The organism is Propionivibrio dicarboxylicus (assembly GCF_900099695.1).
Classification (GTDB): domain Bacteria; phylum Pseudomonadota; class Gammaproteobacteria; order Burkholderiales; family Rhodocyclaceae; genus Propionivibrio; species Propionivibrio dicarboxylicus.
The window spans coordinates 126,993-144,971 of sequence record NZ_FNCY01000002.1; the positions used below are offsets into that span (position 1 = coordinate 126,993).

A 17,979-nucleotide genomic window follows, 5' to 3' on the forward strand; every position below is an offset into this window, starting at 1 on the left:
TCCCGCCTTAGCGTTGCACGCGCGCCGAACCGCCTTGCGCCAGCGCCCGCACTTCGTCGACCGAGGCCATACTGACGTCACCGGGGAAGGTCGTCAGCAGCGCGCCGTGCGCCCAGCCGAGCTTGATCGCCGCTTCCGGCGTCTCGCCGCTGAGCAGGCCGTAGAAGAAGCCGGCGGCAAAACCGTCGCCACCGCCGATGCGGTCATGCACATCGAGTTCCATCGTCGGTGCCGCATAGGTCTTGCCATCCACCCACGCCACCGCGCTCCAGCTATGACGATTGGTCGAATGCACTTCGCGCAGTGTCGTCGCGACGATCTTGATCTGGGGATGCTTGGCCAGCACGGCATCGATCATGCCGAAGAAGGCGCTCGAATCGAGCTTCGACTTGGCCTCGACTTCCGGTCCCGCAATACCGAGGCTCTTCTGCAGGTCTTCCTCGTTGCCGACCAGCACATCGACATGCCTGAGGATGCGGTCGAGCACGGCCACGGCATGCTCCTCGCCACCGGCGACGTTCCACAGCTTGGCGCGGAAGTTGAGGTCGAAGGAAACGACGGCGCCCTGCGCCTTGGCCGCTTTCATGCCCTCGATGATCACCTCGGGTGTCGTCGCCGACAGCGCCGAGAAAATGCCGCCGCAATGGAACCAGCGGACGCCACCGGCAAAGATCTGAGCCCAATCGAAGTCGCCGGCCTTGAGCATGCCTGCCGCTTCGTTCGCCCGGTTGTAGAAGACCACCGGTGGACGCACGCCCTGACCGCGATCGCTGTAGACCGTCGCCATGTTCGGGCCATTGACGCCGTTATGCTTGAAGCGTTTGTAGAAAGGCTTGACGCCCATCGAGCGCACCGCGTGATCGATCAGTTCGCCGACGGGATAATCGACCATCGCCGAGACGATGCCGGTCTTGAGGCCGAAGCAGCTGGCGAGATTGGCGGCACAGTTGAACTCGCCGCCGCTGATGTGGATGTCACAGCCCGTCGCGCGCCGGAACGGCACGATGCCCGGGTCCAGACGGTGAATCAGTGCGCCCAGCGAAACGAAATCCAGCGCGCCCTGCGGAAGAATATTGAGTCCGTATGCCATAGTGTTCACCCTTGCCTCGTCTTCATGGTCCGTTAATGCCATGGCCCTGTCAGCGGGAAGAGCACACATCGGCCCCGCACGCGCGATCGCCGCGCGCACTCGCCTCAGGCACCCTCCCCCCATGTTGTCTCGCCCCCCAAACGGGAAAACGGGACGGCACTCGACAGGTGCCCTTTATCGTTTGTGACCCACAGTCTGCTACACGTTATGGTGCAATGTCAACACGATTGTAGTACAATCCTACTTGTATTGTAGATCACACTATTTCCATTGAGACGGGATGAGACCCTCCCACCACGACGCATGAAAACACAGCACGAAGTCATCAATCCCGAGTTCGCCTCGCTCCATGTTGAAGAGCGCAGCAACCCGTATCAAGAATGCATCCAGGGTCTCGCCAACGAGCCCATTACCGTGCAGGCGCTGCTCCGGCGCGCCGCCGAACTGCTCGATGCCGAGCCTGGATTTGCCGGCCTGGGCGAAATCTCGCAGGCGGTCATCGTCGAGCGCCTCGTCGCCAACCGCCCGCGCATCTGCATCATTGCCGGATCGCCCGACCATCCGGCCCACCTCTACGACCACGAACACGTGCTGCGTGCCGCCGCGCGCATCTGGCAGAACGGCGGCGTTCCCTTCGCCTTCGGCCTGCCGGTGATCTGCGACGGCACGGCCCAGAGCAACATCGGCCAGAGCTATTCGCTCGCCTCGCGCAACCACAGCGCGATGGCCGTCAACATCAATTTCGAAGGACACAGCTACCACGCCGCCTACGTGCTGTCGGGCTGCGACAAGACACCGACCGGCATCCTCTCCGGCCTCGCCGCTGCCGACCGGGCGCGGCGCGCGCCCGAACGCGGCACGGCGCCGGTCTGGGCCGTTTTCGTCCCGGCCCATGTGCTCAAGGGCGGCACGATCCCGGCGACGACACGTGAAAAGTTGCTTGTCATACAGGACAAGGCACGCGCCGCCGGCGACGAGCAACTCGCCGACGACATCGAGAACAACTGCCATTACATCCTCCAGTGCTCGTCCGACGAAGCCTTCCTCGGCATGCTCAACCGCGCCGTCGAACACGACCTCATCGGCGCGTCGGAAGCACGCACCATTCTCAACGAACTTGCCGCCGCCACCTGCGACGACAAGGGCGGCATCTGCGCCTTCAACGGCAGCGGCAACTCGTCGCGCACCCTCGTCTCGGCGCTCGGCTTCGTCCCGCCCGAGGCCGAACTCCTGATCGACGAACCGCCGACGGCACTCGTTTCGCGTTACGTCGACAGCCTGTTCCGCCTGATCAATCGTCCGGAATATGCCGTCTGCGAGATCCTGGCCGCCAACTATGCCAATGCGATCCGCATCCACAACGCCACCGGCAGCTCGAGCAACCTGATGCTGCACATGCCCGCCGTCATGCGCCACGCCGGCTTCGACGTTTCGCTCTTCGACTACGAGGCGATCGGCAACGAACACCCTGTGCCGGACATCTTCGCCCACAGCCTGACCCAGCAGCGCGATACCTACGTGCTGGCGCAGCAATGGCTGGCCGGACATCACCATGGCATCGCCAGCTTGTACAAGGCGCTCGAGACCCTGCGTGTACCGCTCGACCTCGACGCACCGACCGTCGCCGGCAAGACCTGGGGCGAGCGCCTCGCCGCCATCGACGTCGCCGTCTCGCCGGCGCTGCCGCAGGAACGCTCGGTCATCCGCATCCATCCGATCCGCGACATCTCCGGCACCGACATCCTGCGCGGCAACTTCTTCTCGTCCTGCACGCTCAAGGTTTCGGGCATGGCGACGGCGCAGTACGAATGCTTCAACGACCATGTCTTCGTCGTGCGCTATTACGAAAACGAGCATCCGTGCAACGACGAACTGCATTCCGGCAACCTCGTCGACACCCTCGCCGAGATGCCGGAACTGACGCCCGAACTCCTCGCCGCGCTGCGCCGTCACAATCACGCACCAGCGGACGAAGACATCCGCACGATGATCGAGCGCGGCACGCTGTCCTTTGCTTTTGTCATTGCCGGCCAGGGACCCAAGGCTTTCGGCATGCCCGAGATGTTCGCGCCGAGCCAATACCTGCGCCACCACGGCGTCGTCGAAAAGACCTCGATCATGATGACCGACGGCCGCTATTCCGGCGTCACCAAGGGCGCCTGCGTCGGCCACACGGTGCCGGAAGCCTTCGAAGGCGGCGGCATCGGCGCGCTGATGAACGGCGACCTGCTCTGGGTCCGGCTCAGCGACAAACGCATCGACCTGCTCGATCGCCAGGCTTTCCTGCGCGGCGAACTCGTGCCGCTTGCGGCGCCGCCCTTCGATACGCGTCGCGCGCTGATGGACGAACGCCGCGCGCGCATGGAAAAACGGCAGGCGCAGATCGCCGCCTGCAGCCTCTTGGACAGCGTCTCGACGGCCGAGTATGGTGTCGTACCGATGGCCGTCCATCGCCGCGCCACCCTGCCCTGGCGAAAGCCCTCCGGCCGCTGAGACGAATCGCAACGCATAGAACACCCGCATTGAACAATCTTGACAGGAGAATGACCATGGAATCGCTTGCTTGTGTACTCCACTCAGAAAAGGATCTGCGCATCGAATCGGTGCCGGTCGCCGACATGGGCGATGACCAGGTGCTCGTGCGCATCGGCGCCGGCGGCATCTGCGGCTCCGACCTGCACTACTATCTCGACGGCGGCTTCGGCGTCGTCCGCGTCAAGCAACCGATCGTCCTCGGCCACGAAGTCGCCGGCACGGTCGAAGCCGTTGGCGCCAAGGTCACCAAGGTCAAGCCGGGCGACCGCATCGCGCTCAACCCGAGCCGCCCCTGCGGCCACTGCAAATTCTGCCAGGCCGGCGAACAGCAGCACTGCCTGGACATGTGGTTCTATGGCAGCGCCATGCGCATTCCGCATAGCCAGGGTGCTTTCCGCGAGCGCATCGTCGCCCACGAGTTCCAGTGCGAACCGGTTGGCGATACCGTCTCGCTCGGCGAAGCCGCCTGCTGCGAACCCTTGTCGGTGGCGCTGCACGCCGTCCGCCAGGCCGGATCGCTGACCGGCAAGCGCGTGCTCGTCACCGGCTCCGGCCCGATCGGCGCGCTCGTCATCGCTGCCGCCCGTTATGCCGGCGCGCTCGAAGTCGTCGCCACCGACCTTCATGACGCCGCGCTGAAGAAGGCGACGGCGATGGGCGCCACGCGCACCGTCAACGTCTCGCAGGCACCCGGCCTGGCTGCCGAGGAATTCACCGCCGACAAGGGCTACTTCGATGTCGCCATCGAGTGCACCGGCGCCGGCGTCGTCATCAAGGACGTGCTGCCGGTCCTGCGGCCGCGCGGCACGCTCGTCCAGGTCGGCGTCACCGGCGAAGTGCCGATCCCGATCAATGCGCTCGTCGGCAAGGAAATCTGCTTCCAGGGCGCCTTCCGCTTCCATACGGAATACGCGCTGGCCGCCCGCCTGATCAAGGAAGGCCGCATCGACGTCAAGCCGATCATCACCGCCACGGTACCCTTCGAGCGCGCCGTCGAAGCCTTCGAGATGGCCTCCGACCGCAAGGCGCACATGAAAGTCCAACTGACGTTCTGAACCGCAACGAGGTCCGCCCCATGAGCATCCGCATCACCGATGTCAAAGTCATCCTGACGGCGCCGGAAGGCATCAACCTCGTCGTCGTCAAGGTCGAGACCAACCAGCCGGGGTTGTTCGGCCTCGGCTGCGCCACCTTCGCCTACCGGCATGTGGCGGTCAAATGCCTGGTCGACGAGTACCTCAAGCCGCTGCTGGTCGGCCGCGATGCCGAAGCGATCGAGGAGCTCTGGCAACTGATGCACCAGAACGCCTACTGGCGCAACGGCCCGATCGAGAACAACGCCATTTCCGGCGTCGACATGGCGCTCTGGGACATCAAGGGCAAGCTCGCCGGCATGCCGCTCTACCAGCTGTTTGGCGGCAAGGTGCGCGAAGGCGTGCCGATCTATCGTCATGCCGACGGCAAGGACCTCGCCGAACTCTGCGACAACATCCAGCGCTACCGCGCCCAGGGCATCACCCATATCCGCTGCCAGAGCGGCGGCTACGGCGGCGGCGCCTACGGCCCGGCGCCGACGACGGCGCCGACGGGCGCGCCGGAAGGCGTCTATCTCGACAGCAAGCGCTACATGCGCGAGACGATCAAGCTCTTCGAAGGCATCCGCGACCGCGTCGGCTGGGACGTCGCGCTCTGCCACGATGTGCACGAGCGCCTGAAACCGATCGAGGCGATCAAGTTCGCCCAGGAACTCGAAGCCTTCGAGCTCTTCTTCCTCGAGGACGCGATTCCGCTCGAGGAAGGCGACTGGCTGCGGCAACTGCGCGAGAAGACTTCGATCCCGCTCGCACAAGGCGAGCTCTTCAATCATCCGCTCGAATGGAAGACGCTGATCGTCGAGCGCCTGATCGACTATATCCGCGTGCATCTCAGCCAGGTCGGCGGCATCACGCCGGCGCGCAAGCTGCAGATCTTCGCCGAGCAATTCGGCGTGCGCACGGCCTGGCACGGCCCCGGCGACATGTCGCCGCTGGCCCATGCCGCCAACATCCATATCGATCTCGCCGCGCGCAATTTCGGCATCCAGGAATGGTCAGGCACCGAACCGCCCAACTTCGTCATCCAGGAACTCAAGGGTCCGCGCGAGGCGCTGCTCGACGTCTTCCCCGGCCTGCCGGAGTTCCGCGCCGGTTATGTCTATGCCAACGACAAGCCCGGCCTCGGCATCGAGCTGAACGAAGCCGAAGCCGCCAAATACCCCTGCGAGAAAACCGTGACGACCTGGACGCAGACGCGTCTCGCCGACGGTTCGCTGCAGACGCCCTGACACCCTGACACGAAGGAAAGACAACATCATGTCTCCCCTCTTCAATCTCTCCGGCCGCACGGCATTGATCACCGGATCGGTGCGCGGCATCGGTTTTTCGCTGGCCGAAGGCCTCGCCGCCGCCGGCGCCCGCATCCTGATCAACGGCCGCCAGCAAACCGCCGTCGATGAGGCCGTCGCCAAGCTGCGTGCCGCCGGACACGCCGCCGAAGGCTGCGTCTTCGACGTCATCGACGAAGCCGCCGTTGAGGCCGCCTTCGCCGATCTCGATGCCCGTGGCATTGCCGTCGACATCCTCATCAACAACGCCGGCATCCAGTTCCGCAAGCCGATGGTCGAACTCGAGGTCGCCGACTGGCAACGCGTCATCGACACCAACCTGACCGGCGCCTTCATCGTCGCGCGCGCCACGGCGAAACGCATGATCGCGCGCGGCCAGGGCGGCAAGATCATCAACATCGGTTCGCTGACCAGCGAAGCCGCACGCGCCACGGTTGCGCCCTACACCGCCGCCAAGGGCGGCATCAAGATGCTGACGCGGGCGATGGCGGCCGAATGGGCGCCGCACAACATCCAGGCCAATGCCATCGGCCCCGGCTACATCCTCACCGAAATGAACACGGCATTGATCGAGAACGCCGCTTTCGACGCCTGGGTGCGCGCCAGCAACCCGGCCGGACGCTGGGGCAAGCCCGACGAACTGGCCGGCACGGCCGTCTATCTCGCTTCGGAAGCCTCGAACTACGTCAACGGGCAGATCATCTACGTCGACGGCGGCTGGCTCGCCGTGCTGTAGCATTTATTAGTCACGCCCGCGCCGGGAGTTGCCATGAAGATCACCCGCCTGACCACCTACCGCCTGCCGCCGCGCTGGATGTTCCTCAAGGTCGAGACTGACGAGGGCATCAGTGGCTGGGGCGAACCGGTCGTCGAGGGCCGGGCGCGCAGCGTCGAAACCGCGGTCCATGAGCTTTCCGACCTCCTCATCGGCAAGGACCCGGCACGCATCAACGACCTCTGGCAAACGCTCTACCGCGGCGGTTTCTATCGCGGCGGGCCGATCCTGATGAGCGCCATCGCCGGCATCGACCAGGCGCTCTGGGACATCAAGGGCAAGGCACTCGGTGTGCCCGTCTATCAGTTGCTCGGCGGCCTCGTCCGTGATCGCATCAAAGCCTACAGCTGGGTCGGCGGCGACCGACCGGCCGAGGTCATCGCCGCTATCCGCAGCCTGCAAACGGCCGGCTTCGACACCTTCAAACTCAACGGCTGTGGCGAGATGGCCCTGATCGAAAGCAGCCGCCAGATCGATGCCGCGATCGCCACCGTCGCCGAAATCCGCGCGACCTTCGGCAACAGCATCGAATTCGGCCTCGATTTCCACGGACGCGTCACCGCGCCGATGGCCCGCGTCCTGCTCAAGGAACTCGAACCTTACCGGCCGCTGTTCGTCGAGGAACCGGTACTGTCCGAACAGGCCGAACACTATCCACGCCTGGCCGCCGCCACCTCGATCCCGCTGGCCGGCGGCGAACGCCTCTATTCGCGCTTCGACTTCAAGGCGCTGTTTGCCTCCGGTGGCCTCGCCATCGCCCAGCCCGATCTCTCTCATGCCGGTGGCATCACCGAGTGCCACAAGATCGCGTCAATGGCCGAAGCCTACGACATCGCCCTGGCGCCGCACTGCCCGCTCGGCCCGCTGGCGCTGGCGGCCTGCCTGCATATCGACGTCGTCGCGCGCAACGCCGTGCTGCAGGAACAGAGCATGGGCATTCATTACAATCAGGGCGCCGACCTGCTCGACTATGTCCTCAACCCCGAGGATTTCCGCTTCCATGACGGCCACCTGTTGCCGCCGTCACGGCCCGGACTCGGCGTCGAGATCAACGAAGCGCGGGTGATCGAACGCAGCGCCAACGCACCCAACTGGCGCAATCCGGTCTGGCGCCACGCCGACGGATCGATCGCCGAATGGTGAGCGGCGCCTGAAACGACGGGTTTCGCACACCGCGCCAGGACTGCTTTGAGTTCGCTGCGCCGACATCTTCTCTGTCGCCGGGCTTTGGTGTAGGCTACGCTGAGCTTGGCGACCCCCGCTATTCCAGCGACATCGCCACATCGACGAACACCGCGACGGAGGTGGCCCATGAACCGCAAAATCCCGTACTGCCTGTGCCTGATCGGCTCTCTTGCCCTCACCGCCTGCGGCCAGAAGGATGTCAGCTTCAAAGCCGACGTCATGCCGATCCTGCTGCAGAACTGCCTCGAGTGCCACACCGAAAAAGGCGAAGGCGCGCAAAAGAGCGGCCTGGTCATGGAAAGCTATGACAGCCTGATGAAGGGGACGCGCTTCGGCGCCATCGTCAAACCCGGCGACAGCCTGACCAGCGCGCTCAACATGCTGGTCGAAGGCCGTGCGGCGCCGTCGATCCGCATGCCCCACCACAAGACTGCGCTACCCAAGGAAAAGACCGACATCATCAAGAAGTGGGTCGACCAGGGCGCCAAGAACAACTGATTGCCGTTCCCAGCGCGAGCGCTATATCCCGCTTTCGCCGCTATATCCAGCTGCTATATCCAGCTGCTATATCCAGCTGCTATATCCAGCCGCTGGCGCCGAGGATGCCGCCGAGCGCCAGCAGCCAGAGGATGTGAACGCGGTAACGCGCAACGAGGACCACGGTCAGCGCCGACAGCAGCCACAGCCGCCAGTCCTGTTGCGCATCGCGATGCGCGCCCGCCAGGATCCAGCCGGTCGCCACCAGCAGCGCCACGACGATCGGCCCCATGCCGAGCTTGAAGGCGCGCACGGCGCGCAGTTCGCGATTACGGTGCCCCCACTGCGCAGCGAAGTACGTCAGCAGAGAACTCGGCAACAAGGTGCCGAGCAGCGTCAGCAACAAGCCGAACGCCGCCCACGCGAAACCGCCGGCATTGAGCCCGATATTCCAGCCGACGATGCCGACAAAAAGCATATTGGGACCCGGCGCGGCCTGGGCGATGGCGATCGAACCGTTGAATTGCGCGTCGGTCAGCCAGGCATGCTGATCGACCAGATAGCGATGCATTTCGGGTACCGTGGTGATAACGCCGCCGATCGAAATCAGCGAGAGCATCGCGTAGTGCAGGAACAGCGACAACCAGTCGTGCCACTGCAGATCGATCATCAGGGCGGTCATCGACCGATCCTCCAGTAGGCGATGACGCAGGCGATGCCGCCAAGCCCGAAGAGCACATAGACCAGCGGCACGCGCAGCAGCGCGATGCAGACGAAACAAACGCCGGCGAAGAGCGCGCACAAGGGTACGCCGAGCGGGTTCTTGCGCAGCGCCGGCAGCATCTTGAGACCGGTGGCCATGATCAGCCCGGCGGCGACCGCGCCCATGCCGCGCAAGGCACCGGCGACGGCCGGAATATCGGAGAACTGCTGGTAGCTGACGGTCAGCACGAGCAAGAGCAGCAGCGGCAGGACAATCATGCCGGACATCGCCGCCAAGGCGCCGGGCAGCCCGAAATAGCGGCTGCCGATCATGATCGAAATATTGATGACATTCGGGCCGGGCAGGATCTGCGCGACCGCCCAGTTCTCGACGAATTCCTCGTTCGTCATCCAGCGCTTGCGTTCGACAAGTTCCTGCTGAACGACGGCGAGCACCCCGCCGAAGCCCTGCAAGGCGAGCCAGGTGAAAGAAAAGAAGAGGTCCGACAACGAGGTCGGCCGGGGTCGATCGTCACACGCCAAGACCGGGCTCCTCCCGCAACCCACGCACGGCCTCATGCCATCGCAATTGCGGTCAAAGCCGGGATTCTAGCGTAATCGGAACGACTATGACGGCACGACGCCGACGCTCAGAGCCTATTTCGGCAGGGCTCGCGGGCTGCGTTGTCGATAGGGGCGGATGGATGCAAGGCGCGAGGCGCAGCGCAGGGTTGTTCCATGCGCAAGCGGAGCAACGCCACAGACACCGCCCCTATCGGCAACCCGAAGGGCCGCTTCGCTGCGGGAGGCAGCGCAAGGCGTGGGCGATGAGGTGGAGTTACTCTCCACGAATCGACCGCAACGCAGCGATGCGCCCGCAGCGAAGCGGCTCGGCCCACGATCCCTACCGAAATAGGCTCCTAATGCGTCACGTGTGTACCGACGCTGACACCGAGATAGACTTCGCGCAAAAAAAGCCCGAGCGCGGCAATGACGGCGCACAGCGCGAGAATGAAAACGATGGCGACGCCCTTCGAAAGATCGACCGAAATCAGCGCACCGAGGAAGGCGCCGATCATCACGAGACAAATCAGCAGCGCCGACAGCACGGCGAAAAAAATGCCGAGATACGACAGATGGGCACGCAGGCTCAAGGTCCGCAACTCGAGGTCGCACTCCTCGTCGATCGCCGGATTCTCGCCCCGCCGCTGTTCGAGCACCTTGCGGCGACGATCGACGATGCGGCCGAGACGGGTGTTCATCGCATTGATCATCGTCGCGATCGAGGTCAGCAGGAAAACCGGCGCCACCGACAGCTGGATGACATGCGAAATATCATTGACATGCAATTCCATGAGCAAGGCTCCAGAAAACGGAAAATCAGATCGCCGCGTCGTCGTCCGGCAAGCGTGTCAGCAGCACCTTGTCGACCCGGTTCTTGTCCATATCGACAACTTCGAAACGGCAACCGGCCGCCTCGAAATGATCGGTAACGCCGGGGATGCGGCCGAGCACGAACATCACCAGCCCGCCCAGCGTGTTGAAGGCGTTCTCGTCCTCGCCCGGCAAATTCTCCTCGATCCCGGCCACCTGCTTCAGCCGTTCGATCGACAAGCCGCCATCGACCAGCCAGGAACCGTCCTCGCGCTGCACGACGTCGGGCGCCTCGCCGCTATCGGACGAAGGCAACTCGCCGACGATCGAGGTCAGCACATCGGTCAGCGTCACCAGTCCCTGCAATTCGCCGTATTCGTCGACGATCAGCGCGCATTGCTGCCGCGAGGAACGGAAGCTCTCGAGCAACAATGTCGTGCTGACGCCTTCCGGCACGTACAGCGGCAAACGCAGATGCTGCTCGATGTCGAGCTTTTCGCCAGCCAATGCCGGCCGCAGCAGATCGGCGGTACGCAGTATCCCGACGACATGATCGAGACCGTCGCGGCAGACGATGACGCGCGTGAAGGGCGACTCGGCCACTTTGGCCCGCAGCGTCTCCTCCGAGTCTTCGAGGTCGAGCACATAGATGTCGTTGCGATGCGTCATGATCGCGCCGATGCGCTGCTCGTCAAGGCGCAGGACATTGGAAACGATCGCCTGTTCGCTCTCGTGAAAGACGCCCGCCTCGGCGCCCTGCTCCATCAGCACATTGATCTCGTCGTCGGTCACCGGCGGCTCGTCGCGATTGCGCGTGCCGATCACGCGCAGCACCAGGGTCGATGACGACGACAACAGCAGGACCAGCGGCCGCGCCGCGCGCGCCAGGAAATTCATCGGCGCCGCCACCAGCGCCGCGATCGCTTCGGGCGCCAGCAGACCAAGACGCTTTGGCACCAGCTCGCCGATCACGACGGAAAAATACGTCAGTCCGACGACCACCAGCGTCAGCGCAATGCCGCGCGCATAGGGAGCGAGAAATGCGAATTGCTCGAGCCAGCCGGTCAGCGGGTCGGCCAGTGCGCCTTCGCCGATCGCGCCGCTGAGAATGCCGACGGTGGTGATGCCGATCTGGATCGTCGACAGGAAGCCCGACGGTTCGTTGGAAAGTTCGAGCGCACGCTGCGCGCCGAGACTGCCGTCATCCGCCAGTTTCTGCAGACGCGCCTTGCGCGACGACACGACGGCGATTTCCGACATTGCCAGCACGCCGTTGAGCAGCACCAGGAAAACCAGCAGCAGCAATTCCATCAAGAAGGCAGATTCCGAAAGGACAGGCCTTGATTATAGGGGATCGCGCCGCACGCGCGAAACAAAGGCACGGGCGGCGATCAACAAGAGCGCATCATGCCAGCGCTTCGACGGCGACAATGGCCTTGGCCTGGTTGAAGTCATCGGCATAGCCGCTGGCGTACAGACAGCACGCCAGTTGATTCGCCAACGGTGCCGGCATCGCCACCGTGCCGGCCAGTACCGCCTGCATCCACGTTACCGTCGAATGCACATCGCATTGCTCGGGCAGATGCGGCATCGCGCGCAGGCTTTCGTGCTCGGCGTCGAAAAGCAGATCGATGGTGCCGTCATGCAAGTACTCGATACGCGGCCGACGCTTTGGATTGGCGACGGGTTCGCCCTCGGTCGCACGCAGGAGCAATGCCGTCGCCCCAAGTTTGGACAGCAACTCGCGCATCAACTCCAGATATTCCGGATGCGTCGCAGCGGCAAGTAACAAGCCCTTGCCGGCGAAAGGATCGAGCATCTTGACGAGACTGTGCGCCGAGTTGCGCAGACCGAGGCGGCTGCGGGCGGTCAGGAGTTGCGCCAGGCCCGGCGATATGACCGAGAGCGGCACAAAGGTCACCGCCCCCTCCTTCAGATGCTGATTGGCATGCGCCCGACTGGTCACCGGCATGATGCCGAGCTCGCGCAGGATCTGCGCCGTCGTCACCCGACCATAGCCCTCGATCAGACCGTGGATCAGTACCGGCACGCCGAAACGTTGCAGCAACAGCGCAAGCAGGGGCGTCAGGTTTGGCCCCTTGCGGGCGCCGTTGTAACTCGGGATGACCACCGGACGCAGGCGGTCGCGCGGCAGGTCGAACGTGGTCAGGCGCTCGTTCGCCGCCGCCATGAAGCCGGCCATCTCGTCGATGACCTCGCCTTTCATGCGTAGCGCGATCAGAATCGCACCCAGCTCGATATCGGGAACGCCGCCATCGAGCATCGCGCCGTAGAGTTGCTGCGCCTCGGCAAACTCGAGGTCGCGTGCGCCTTCGCGGCCGCGCCCGATTTCCCGGATGAAATGTGCAAAATTCATGTCCGCTCCGCTCTTGGATTGTCTATGACAAAGACCTGTTTGCTGCGTACTGGTTTCGCAAAAAACACAGCAACAGACGTGCCACCCATCAAAAACAGGTATTTAAGTCATAAAACCGGAATTTTCGGTACCGCGACGCGCCATTCTGGTGCGCCACTCGGCCAGACGGCCGACTCGGTGCGCCCAATGGACGCCGGTCCGGCATCGGACCCGCACCGGGCAAAAGATGCGCTTACTTGATGCGCTGCAGCTTCGGGCGATTCGGCGACGGCGGCGGCTCGGTGGGCTCGGTGGATTCCGGGCTCGTGTCGCCGGTTTCCGTCGACGGCTTCGACTCGGTCTCGAAGGACATGCCGACGCCATTTTCCCTGGCGTAGATGGCCGCGACATTGTCGATCGGCACGTACAACTCGCGCGCGACGCCGCCAAAACGGGCCTGGAAGGTGATTTCCTCGTTGCCGATATGCAGGTGTCCGGTCGCCTCAAGGCCAACGTTCAGGACGATCTGGCCGTCCTTGACGAATTCGCGCGGCACCCGCGCCCGCCCATCCGGAAAGACTGAGATGTAGGGGGTAAACCCGTTGTCACAACACCACTCGTGAATGGCGCGCAGCAGATAGGGTTTGGTCGATGGCAGATTCATGGCGTTCCGGAAGAAAAAACGTCCGCCCGGTCACCCGGACGGACGTCGATACGTCGATCAGCGGCGCATGGCCTTTTCCGACGGCGTCAGCGCGTCGATGTAGCCCTGGCGGCTGAAGATCCGCTCGGCATACTTCATCAACGGCGCCGCCGACTTCGGCAGTTCGATGCCATAGTGGTCGAGACGCCAGAGCAGCGGAGCGATGGCGACGTCGAGCATCGAGAACTCCTCGCCCAGCATGTGCTTCTGTTTGACGAAGATCGGCGCCATTTCGGTCAGCCGGTCACGAATGATCTGACGCGACTTGTCGGCCGTCTTGAGATTCTTCTCGAGCGCCTCGATGTGCGCGAAAACTTCGCGTTCCATCGTGATCAGCAACTGGCGCGCCCGCGCGCGCATGATCGGATCCGGCGGCATCAACTGCGGATGCGGGAAACGCTCGTCGATGTACTCGTTGATGATGTTGGGCTCATACAGGATCAGGTCGCGCTCGACGAGCACCGGCACCTTGCCGTACGGATTGGTGACAGCGATATCCTCGGGCTTGCCGAAGAGGTCGACGTCGATTACCTGAAAGTCCATCCCCTTTTCGTAGAGGACGATGCGGCAACGCTGACTGAACGGGCAAGTCGTGCCCGAATAAAGGTTCATCATGGTCAATATCCCGAAAAAACAAACCGGCATCGCTACAGCGGGCGGTGATTTTCCGCTCGCCGGCGATGCCGAGACCTGAAAGCAGGTGGCTTACAGCCGTAATGATACCCGATCTACTTGATATCCTTCCAGAATTCCTTTTTCAGCGCGTAGGAAACCCCGAAAAGCACGAGCAGGAAGAGCAAAACGCCGACCCCGACCTGACGCCGGAAGGCCGCCGACGGCTCCGCCGCCCAGACCAGGAAACCGACGAGATCGGCCACTTGTTTGTCGTATTCGGCTTCGGAAAGCTGGCCGGGAACGCCCGGCACGATCTTCTTGGCCGTCGCGTCGAATTCAGGCTGGCCCTGCAATTCCCACAGCACATGCGGCATGCCGACATTGGGGAAAAGCGTGTTGTTCCAGCCGGTCGGCCGCTGCGCGTCGCGGTGGAAGGAGCGCAGATAGGTGTAGAGCCAGTCGGCGCCGCTACCGTCCGCCGAGGCGCGGGCACGGGCGACGAGCGAAAGATCGGGCGGCGCCGCGCCGAACCAGAGCTTCTGCTCGCCGGTACGCGCGGCAACGCGCATCGGCTCGCCGATCTTGTCGGCGCTGAACATGAGATTGTCCTGAACCTGCTGCTCGTTCAGCCCAAGCTCGGTCAGCCGCTTGTAACGCACGAAGCTCATGCCGTGGCAGTTGAGACAATAATTGACGAAGAGGCGTGCGCCATTCTGGAGCGCGGCCTGATCGCCCTGGACATCCGGCGCCCGATCGAGGTGCGCGCCGCCCGCGGCGAACACCGCCAGGGGCAGCAGGAGAATCGCCGTCAGGAAAGACTTCAGCATGCGAGTTTTCATTAGAAGGTCACCCTTTCCGGAACCGGTTTGCACTTGTCGATCTTCGAATACCAAGGCATCGCCAGGAAGAATCCGAAATAGATCAGGCTGCAAATCTGCGAAATCAGTTCGCTCGCCGGCGACGGCGGCTGCGTGCCGAGATAGCCGAGCGTCAGAAAGGCAACGACGAAGACCGCCAGGAAGGACTTGTAGATCGGCCCGCGGTAGCGGATCGACTTGGCCGGGCTGCGATCGAGCCAGGGCAGGAAGGCGATGATCATCACCGACGCGCCCATCGCGACGACGCCCCAGAACTTCGCATCGATGCCGAAGATCGGCCAGACGACGGCGCGCAGGATCGAATAGAAGGGCGTGAAGTACCACACCGGCGCAATGTGCGGCGGCGTCTTGAGCGGATCGGCCGGGAAGAAGTTGTTGTACTCGAGGAAGTAGCCGCCGCCTTCCGGAGCGAAGAAAACGACGCCGGCAAAGACGATGGCGAAGACCACGACGCCAACGATGTCCTTGACCGTGTAATACGGATGGAAGGGGACGCCGTCGAGCGGAATGCCCTTTTCATCGAGGTGTTCCTTGATCTCGATGCCGTCGGGATTGTTCGAGCCAACCTCGTGCAGCGCCATGACGTGCGCGGCGACGAGTCCGAGCAGCGCCAGCGGCACGGCGATGACATGGAAGGAGAAGAAGCGGTTGAGCGTCGCATCGCCGATCACGTAGTCGCCGCGAATCCAGAGCGAGAGAGGATCGCCGATCAGCGGGATGGCCGAGAACAGATTGACGATCACCTGCGCGCCCCAGAACGACATCTGCCCCCAGGGCAGCAGATAGCCCATGAAGGCTTCCGCCATCAGCACCAGGAAGATCAGCACGCCGAACACCCAGATCAGCTCGCGCGGCTTGCGGTACGACCCGTAGAGCATGCCGCGGAACATGTGCAGATAGACGACGATGAAGAAGGCCGAGGCGCCGGTCGAATGCATGTAGCGTATCAACCAGCCCCAATTGACGTCGCGCATGATGTATTCGACGCTGGCGAACGCCGCCGGCACGCCGTTGGCATTGAGCGCGGCGTCGGGCTTGTAGAACATCACGAGGAAGATGCCGGTGGTCAGCTGGATGGCCAGCACGACGATGGCGAGCGAACCGAAGAAGTACCAGAAGTTGAAATTCTTCGGTGCGTAGTATTCGGCAAGATGCCCGCGCCACAAAGAGGTGGCCGGGAAGCGCGCATCGAACCACTCGAGCACGTTGCCGAGCAGCGAACCGTCCGATTTGTATTTTTCGTAGCCGGAATTCGACGCCATGATCAGGCTCCCTTCCTGTCTTCGCCGATCAGGATGCGCGTATCCGACAGATACGTGTGCGGCGGAATTTCAAGGTTGGTCGGCGCCGGCTTGCTCTTGAAGACACGCCCGGCAAAGTCGAAGGTCGAACCGTGGCACGGACAGAGGAAACCGCCCTGCCAGTCGGCCGGCATACCGTCTTCGGCACCCTTCTTGAATTTCGACGACGGCGAGCAGCCGAGGTGCGTGCAGATGCCGATGGCAACGAGCATGTTGGGCTTGATCGAACGCGTCGCGTTCTTGCAATACTCCGGCTGCTGCTTGACCTCCGACTTGGGATCGGCCACCGCGCTCTCAAGCTTCGGCAACGTTTCCAGCATTTCGGGGCTGCGGTTAAAGATCCACACGGGCTTGCCGCGCCATTCGACCGTCATCAACTGGCCCGGGGCCAGGTTGCCGACATCGACCTCGACCGGCGCACCGGCCGCCTTGGCACGTTCCGACGGCAACATGCTGGAAAGAAACGGCACCATCGCCGTCACCATACCCGCACCGCCCACGGCCGCCGTCGCGACGATCAAACGCCGCCGGCCACAATCCACCTTGCCTTCTTGACTCATCAGACCCATCCTCTGAACGACGCTGCCGATGTGGTAAGCATTAGCAGCCGATTATACGCAAAAGCCCCTAGCGATCAAGGCAGCGTTCATGCCAAAGACCTATTCTGCGACGCCGCTATTGCGTCACTGCCCGGCGTTCACGGACAGCCTGCGCCAGCGTTCCGGCATCGACATATTCAAGCTCCCCGCCGACCGGCACGCCGCGCGCGATGCGCGAAACGCGAAGGTCGCGACTCTTCAGCATTTCAGTCAGATAATGCGCGGTGACTTCACCTTCGTTGGTGAAATTCGTCGCCAGAATGACTTCCTGCACAATGCCGTCGCACGCCCGCGTCATCAGCTGTTCTAGCTGCAGTTCGCGAGGCCCGACGCCGTCAAGCGGAGAGACCCTGCCCATCAAAACGTAGTAAAGACCATTGTAGGCGTGTGTTTGTTCCATCATATTCATGTCGACCGGCGTTTCGACGACACAAAGCTGCGTCGGGTCGCGCCGGGAGGACAGACAACGCTCGCAAATCTCCGCCTCGGTGAAGGTGTTGCACCGCTGGCAATGGCGCAGCGCGGAAAGCGCGCGCTGCAGGCTATCGGCCAGGAGCCTCGCGCCCGGCCGATCCCGCTGCAACAGGTAGTACGCCATGCGCTGTGCCGACTTCGGCCCAACCCCGGGCAGGCAGCGCAACGCCTCGATCAGGGAATCGAGACTGGATGGATGGGTCATCAGAACGGCAGCTTCATGCCGGGCGGCAGGTTGAGACCGGAAGTAAACCCGGCCATGCGCTCCTGCGACACCGCTTCGGCGCGGCGCACGGCGTCATTGACGGCCGCAGCGACGAGATCCTCGAGCATTTCCTTGTCATCCATGACCGAAGCGTCGATGGCAACACGACGGACATCATGGGCGCAGGTCATGACGATCTTGACCATGCCGGCGCCGGACTGGCCCTCGACTTCGACTTGCGCCAGTTGCTCCTGCGCCTTCTTCATGTTTTCTTGCATTTGCTGAGCCTGTTTCATCAGGCCGGCGAGTCCGCCTTTCATCATTGCG

General features: G+C 63.3%; 19 protein-coding genes. 6 read left to right on the plus strand and 13 right to left on the minus strand.

Going from position 1 to position 17,979, the window contains the following annotated elements; translation table 11 throughout:
- Positions 1-7: 7 nt before the first annotated feature.
- A complete protein-coding gene (locus BLR25_RS04195) occupies positions 8-1,090 on the minus strand; it encodes a PfkB family carbohydrate kinase (RefSeq protein ID WP_091934102.1) in 1,083 nt (360 codons plus the stop codon).
- A 303-nt stretch (positions 1,091-1,393) separates the two neighbouring features.
- On the opposite strand from BLR25_RS04195, the gene BLR25_RS04200 reads away from it, so the two are divergent.
- From BLR25_RS04200 to BLR25_RS04225, 6 genes are all read left to right on the plus strand, one after another.
- On the plus strand, positions 1,394-3,583 hold the full coding sequence (locus BLR25_RS04200; protein ID WP_091934105.1) for a dihydroxy-acid dehydratase domain-containing protein: 2,190 nt from the start codon (positions 1,394-1,396) through the stop codon (positions 3,581-3,583).
- A 56-nt stretch (positions 3,584-3,639) separates the two neighbouring features.
- Positions 3,640-4,680: an L-idonate 5-dehydrogenase gene (locus tag BLR25_RS04205; RefSeq protein WP_091934710.1), complete on the plus strand. Its 1,041-nt coding sequence runs from the start codon at positions 3,640-3,642 to the stop codon at positions 4,678-4,680.
- 20 nt (positions 4,681-4,700) lie between these two features.
- Positions 4,701-5,948, plus strand: coding sequence for an enolase C-terminal domain-like protein (locus BLR25_RS04210; RefSeq protein WP_091934108.1), 1,248 nt, complete (start codon positions 4,701-4,703; stop codon positions 5,946-5,948).
- Between the two features lie 28 nt (positions 5,949-5,976).
- Positions 5,977-6,744 carry an SDR family oxidoreductase gene (locus BLR25_RS04215; protein ID WP_091934111.1) on the plus strand — a complete coding sequence of 256 codons (768 nt, stop codon included), beginning with the start codon at positions 5,977-5,979 and terminating at the stop codon, positions 6,742-6,744.
- 33 nt (positions 6,745-6,777) lie between these two features.
- Complete coding sequence (gene dgoD / locus BLR25_RS04220) at positions 6,778-7,926, plus strand: galactonate dehydratase (protein WP_091934114.1); 1,149 nt, start codon at positions 6,778-6,780, stop codon at positions 7,924-7,926.
- A gap of 168 nt (positions 7,927-8,094) precedes the next feature.
- Positions 8,095-8,466, plus strand: coding sequence for a c-type cytochrome domain-containing protein (locus tag BLR25_RS04225; RefSeq protein WP_091934117.1), 372 nt, complete (start codon positions 8,095-8,097; stop codon positions 8,464-8,466).
- 79 nt (positions 8,467-8,545) lie between these two features.
- On the opposite strand, the gene BLR25_RS04230 is transcribed toward BLR25_RS04225, so the two are convergent.
- From BLR25_RS04230 to BLR25_RS04285, 12 genes are all read right to left on the minus strand, one after another.
- The gene (locus BLR25_RS04230; protein WP_091934120.1) at positions 8,546-9,127 is read right to left on the minus strand and encodes a chromate transporter; all 582 of its coding nucleotides are present in this window, start codon (positions 9,125-9,127) and stop codon (positions 8,546-8,548) included.
- Complete coding sequence (locus BLR25_RS04235; RefSeq protein ID WP_245715466.1) at positions 9,124-9,690, minus strand: chromate transporter; 567 nt, start codon at positions 9,688-9,690, stop codon at positions 9,124-9,126. The genes BLR25_RS04230 and BLR25_RS04235 overlap by 4 nt, the downstream gene beginning before the upstream one ends.
- Before the next feature lie 377 nt (positions 9,691-10,067).
- The gene (locus BLR25_RS04240; RefSeq protein ID WP_218122624.1) at positions 10,068-10,502 is read right to left on the minus strand and encodes a DUF2721 domain-containing protein; all 435 of its coding nucleotides are present in this window, start codon (positions 10,500-10,502) and stop codon (positions 10,068-10,070) included.
- Between the two features lie 25 nt (positions 10,503-10,527).
- On the minus strand, positions 10,528-11,832 hold the full coding sequence (locus BLR25_RS04245; RefSeq protein WP_091934129.1) for a hemolysin family protein: 1,305 nt from the start codon (positions 11,830-11,832) through the stop codon (positions 10,528-10,530).
- 94 nt (positions 11,833-11,926) lie between these two features.
- Positions 11,927-12,898, minus strand: a complete 972-nt coding sequence (ybiB, locus tag BLR25_RS04250; RefSeq protein ID WP_091934132.1) for a DNA-binding protein YbiB — start codon at positions 12,896-12,898, stop codon at positions 11,927-11,929.
- 232 nt (positions 12,899-13,130) lie between these two features.
- A complete protein-coding gene (locus tag BLR25_RS04255) occupies positions 13,131-13,541 on the minus strand; it encodes a ClpXP protease specificity-enhancing factor (RefSeq protein WP_091934135.1) in 411 nt (136 codons plus the stop codon).
- Positions 13,542-13,598: 57 nt separating this feature from the next.
- Complete coding sequence (locus BLR25_RS04260) at positions 13,599-14,195, minus strand: glutathione S-transferase N-terminal domain-containing protein (protein WP_091934138.1); 597 nt, start codon at positions 14,193-14,195, stop codon at positions 13,599-13,601.
- A gap of 113 nt (positions 14,196-14,308) precedes the next feature.
- A complete protein-coding gene (locus tag BLR25_RS04265; RefSeq protein WP_245715467.1) occupies positions 14,309-15,022 on the minus strand; it encodes a cytochrome c1 in 714 nt (237 codons plus the stop codon).
- A gap of 11 nt (positions 15,023-15,033) precedes the next feature.
- Positions 15,034-16,335, minus strand: coding sequence for a cytochrome b (locus BLR25_RS04270; RefSeq protein ID WP_091934144.1), 1,302 nt, complete (start codon positions 16,333-16,335; stop codon positions 15,034-15,036).
- A 2-nt stretch (positions 16,336-16,337) separates the two neighbouring features.
- Positions 16,338-16,934: a ubiquinol-cytochrome c reductase iron-sulfur subunit gene (petA, locus tag BLR25_RS04275; RefSeq protein WP_091934713.1), complete on the minus strand. Its 597-nt coding sequence runs from the start codon at positions 16,932-16,934 to the stop codon at positions 16,338-16,340.
- Positions 16,935-17,049: 115 nt separating this feature from the next.
- Entirely contained in the window at positions 17,050-17,652 is a 603-nt protein-coding gene (gene recR, locus BLR25_RS04280; RefSeq protein ID WP_091934148.1) for a recombination mediator RecR, read from the minus strand.
- On the minus strand, positions 17,652-17,975 hold the full coding sequence (locus BLR25_RS04285; protein WP_091934151.1) for a YbaB/EbfC family nucleoid-associated protein: 324 nt from the start codon (positions 17,973-17,975) through the stop codon (positions 17,652-17,654). Before BLR25_RS04285 ends, recR begins: the two co-directional genes overlap by 1 nt.
- Positions 17,976-17,979 lie beyond the last annotated feature (4 nt).

Bases quoted from the DNA above. Each gene is read 5' to 3' on its own strand.
- BLR25_RS04195 (WP_091934102.1), bottom strand. From the start codon at position 1,090: ATGGCATACGGACTCAATATTCTTCCGCAGGGCGCGCTGGATTTCGTT.
- BLR25_RS04200 (WP_091934105.1), top strand. From the start codon at position 1,394: ATGAAAACACAGCACGAAGTCATCAATCCCGAGTTCGCCTCGCTCCAT.
- BLR25_RS04205 (WP_091934710.1), top strand. From the start codon at position 3,640: ATGGAATCGCTTGCTTGTGTACTCCACTCAGAAAAGGATCTGCGCATC.
- BLR25_RS04210 (WP_091934108.1), top strand. From the start codon at position 4,701: ATGAGCATCCGCATCACCGATGTCAAAGTCATCCTGACGGCGCCGGAA.
- BLR25_RS04215 (WP_091934111.1), top strand. From the start codon at position 5,977: ATGTCTCCCCTCTTCAATCTCTCCGGCCGCACGGCATTGATCACCGGA.
- dgoD (WP_091934114.1), top strand. From the start codon at position 6,778: ATGAAGATCACCCGCCTGACCACCTACCGCCTGCCGCCGCGCTGGATG.
- BLR25_RS04225 (WP_091934117.1), top strand. From the start codon at position 8,095: ATGAACCGCAAAATCCCGTACTGCCTGTGCCTGATCGGCTCTCTTGCC.
- BLR25_RS04230 (WP_091934120.1), bottom strand. From the start codon at position 9,127: ATGACCGCCCTGATGATCGATCTGCAGTGGCACGACTGGTTGTCGCTG.
- BLR25_RS04240 (WP_218122624.1), bottom strand. From the start codon at position 10,502: ATGGAATTGCATGTCAATGATATTTCGCATGTCATCCAGCTGTCGGTG.
- BLR25_RS04245 (WP_091934129.1), bottom strand. From the start codon at position 11,832: ATGGAATTGCTGCTGCTGGTTTTCCTGGTGCTGCTCAACGGCGTGCTG.
- ybiB (WP_091934132.1), bottom strand. From the start codon at position 12,898: ATGAATTTTGCACATTTCATCCGGGAAATCGGGCGCGGCCGCGAAGGC.
- BLR25_RS04255 (WP_091934135.1), bottom strand. From the start codon at position 13,541: ATGAATCTGCCATCGACCAAACCCTATCTGCTGCGCGCCATTCACGAG.
- BLR25_RS04260 (WP_091934138.1), bottom strand. From the start codon at position 14,195: ATGATGAACCTTTATTCGGGCACGACTTGCCCGTTCAGTCAGCGTTGC.
- BLR25_RS04265 (WP_245715467.1), bottom strand. From the start codon at position 15,022: ATGCTGAAGTCTTTCCTGACGGCGATTCTCCTGCTGCCCCTGGCGGTG.
- BLR25_RS04270 (WP_091934144.1), bottom strand. From the start codon at position 16,335: ATGGCGTCGAATTCCGGCTACGAAAAATACAAATCGGACGGTTCGCTG.
- petA (WP_091934713.1), bottom strand. From the start codon at position 16,934: ATGAGTCAAGAAGGCAAGGTGGATTGTGGCCGGCGGCGTTTGATCGTC.
- recR (WP_091934148.1), bottom strand. From the start codon at position 17,652: ATGACCCATCCATCCAGTCTCGATTCCCTGATCGAGGCGTTGCGCTGC.
- BLR25_RS04285 (WP_091934151.1), bottom strand. From the start codon at position 17,975: ATGATGAAAGGCGGACTCGCCGGCCTGATGAAACAGGCTCAGCAAATG.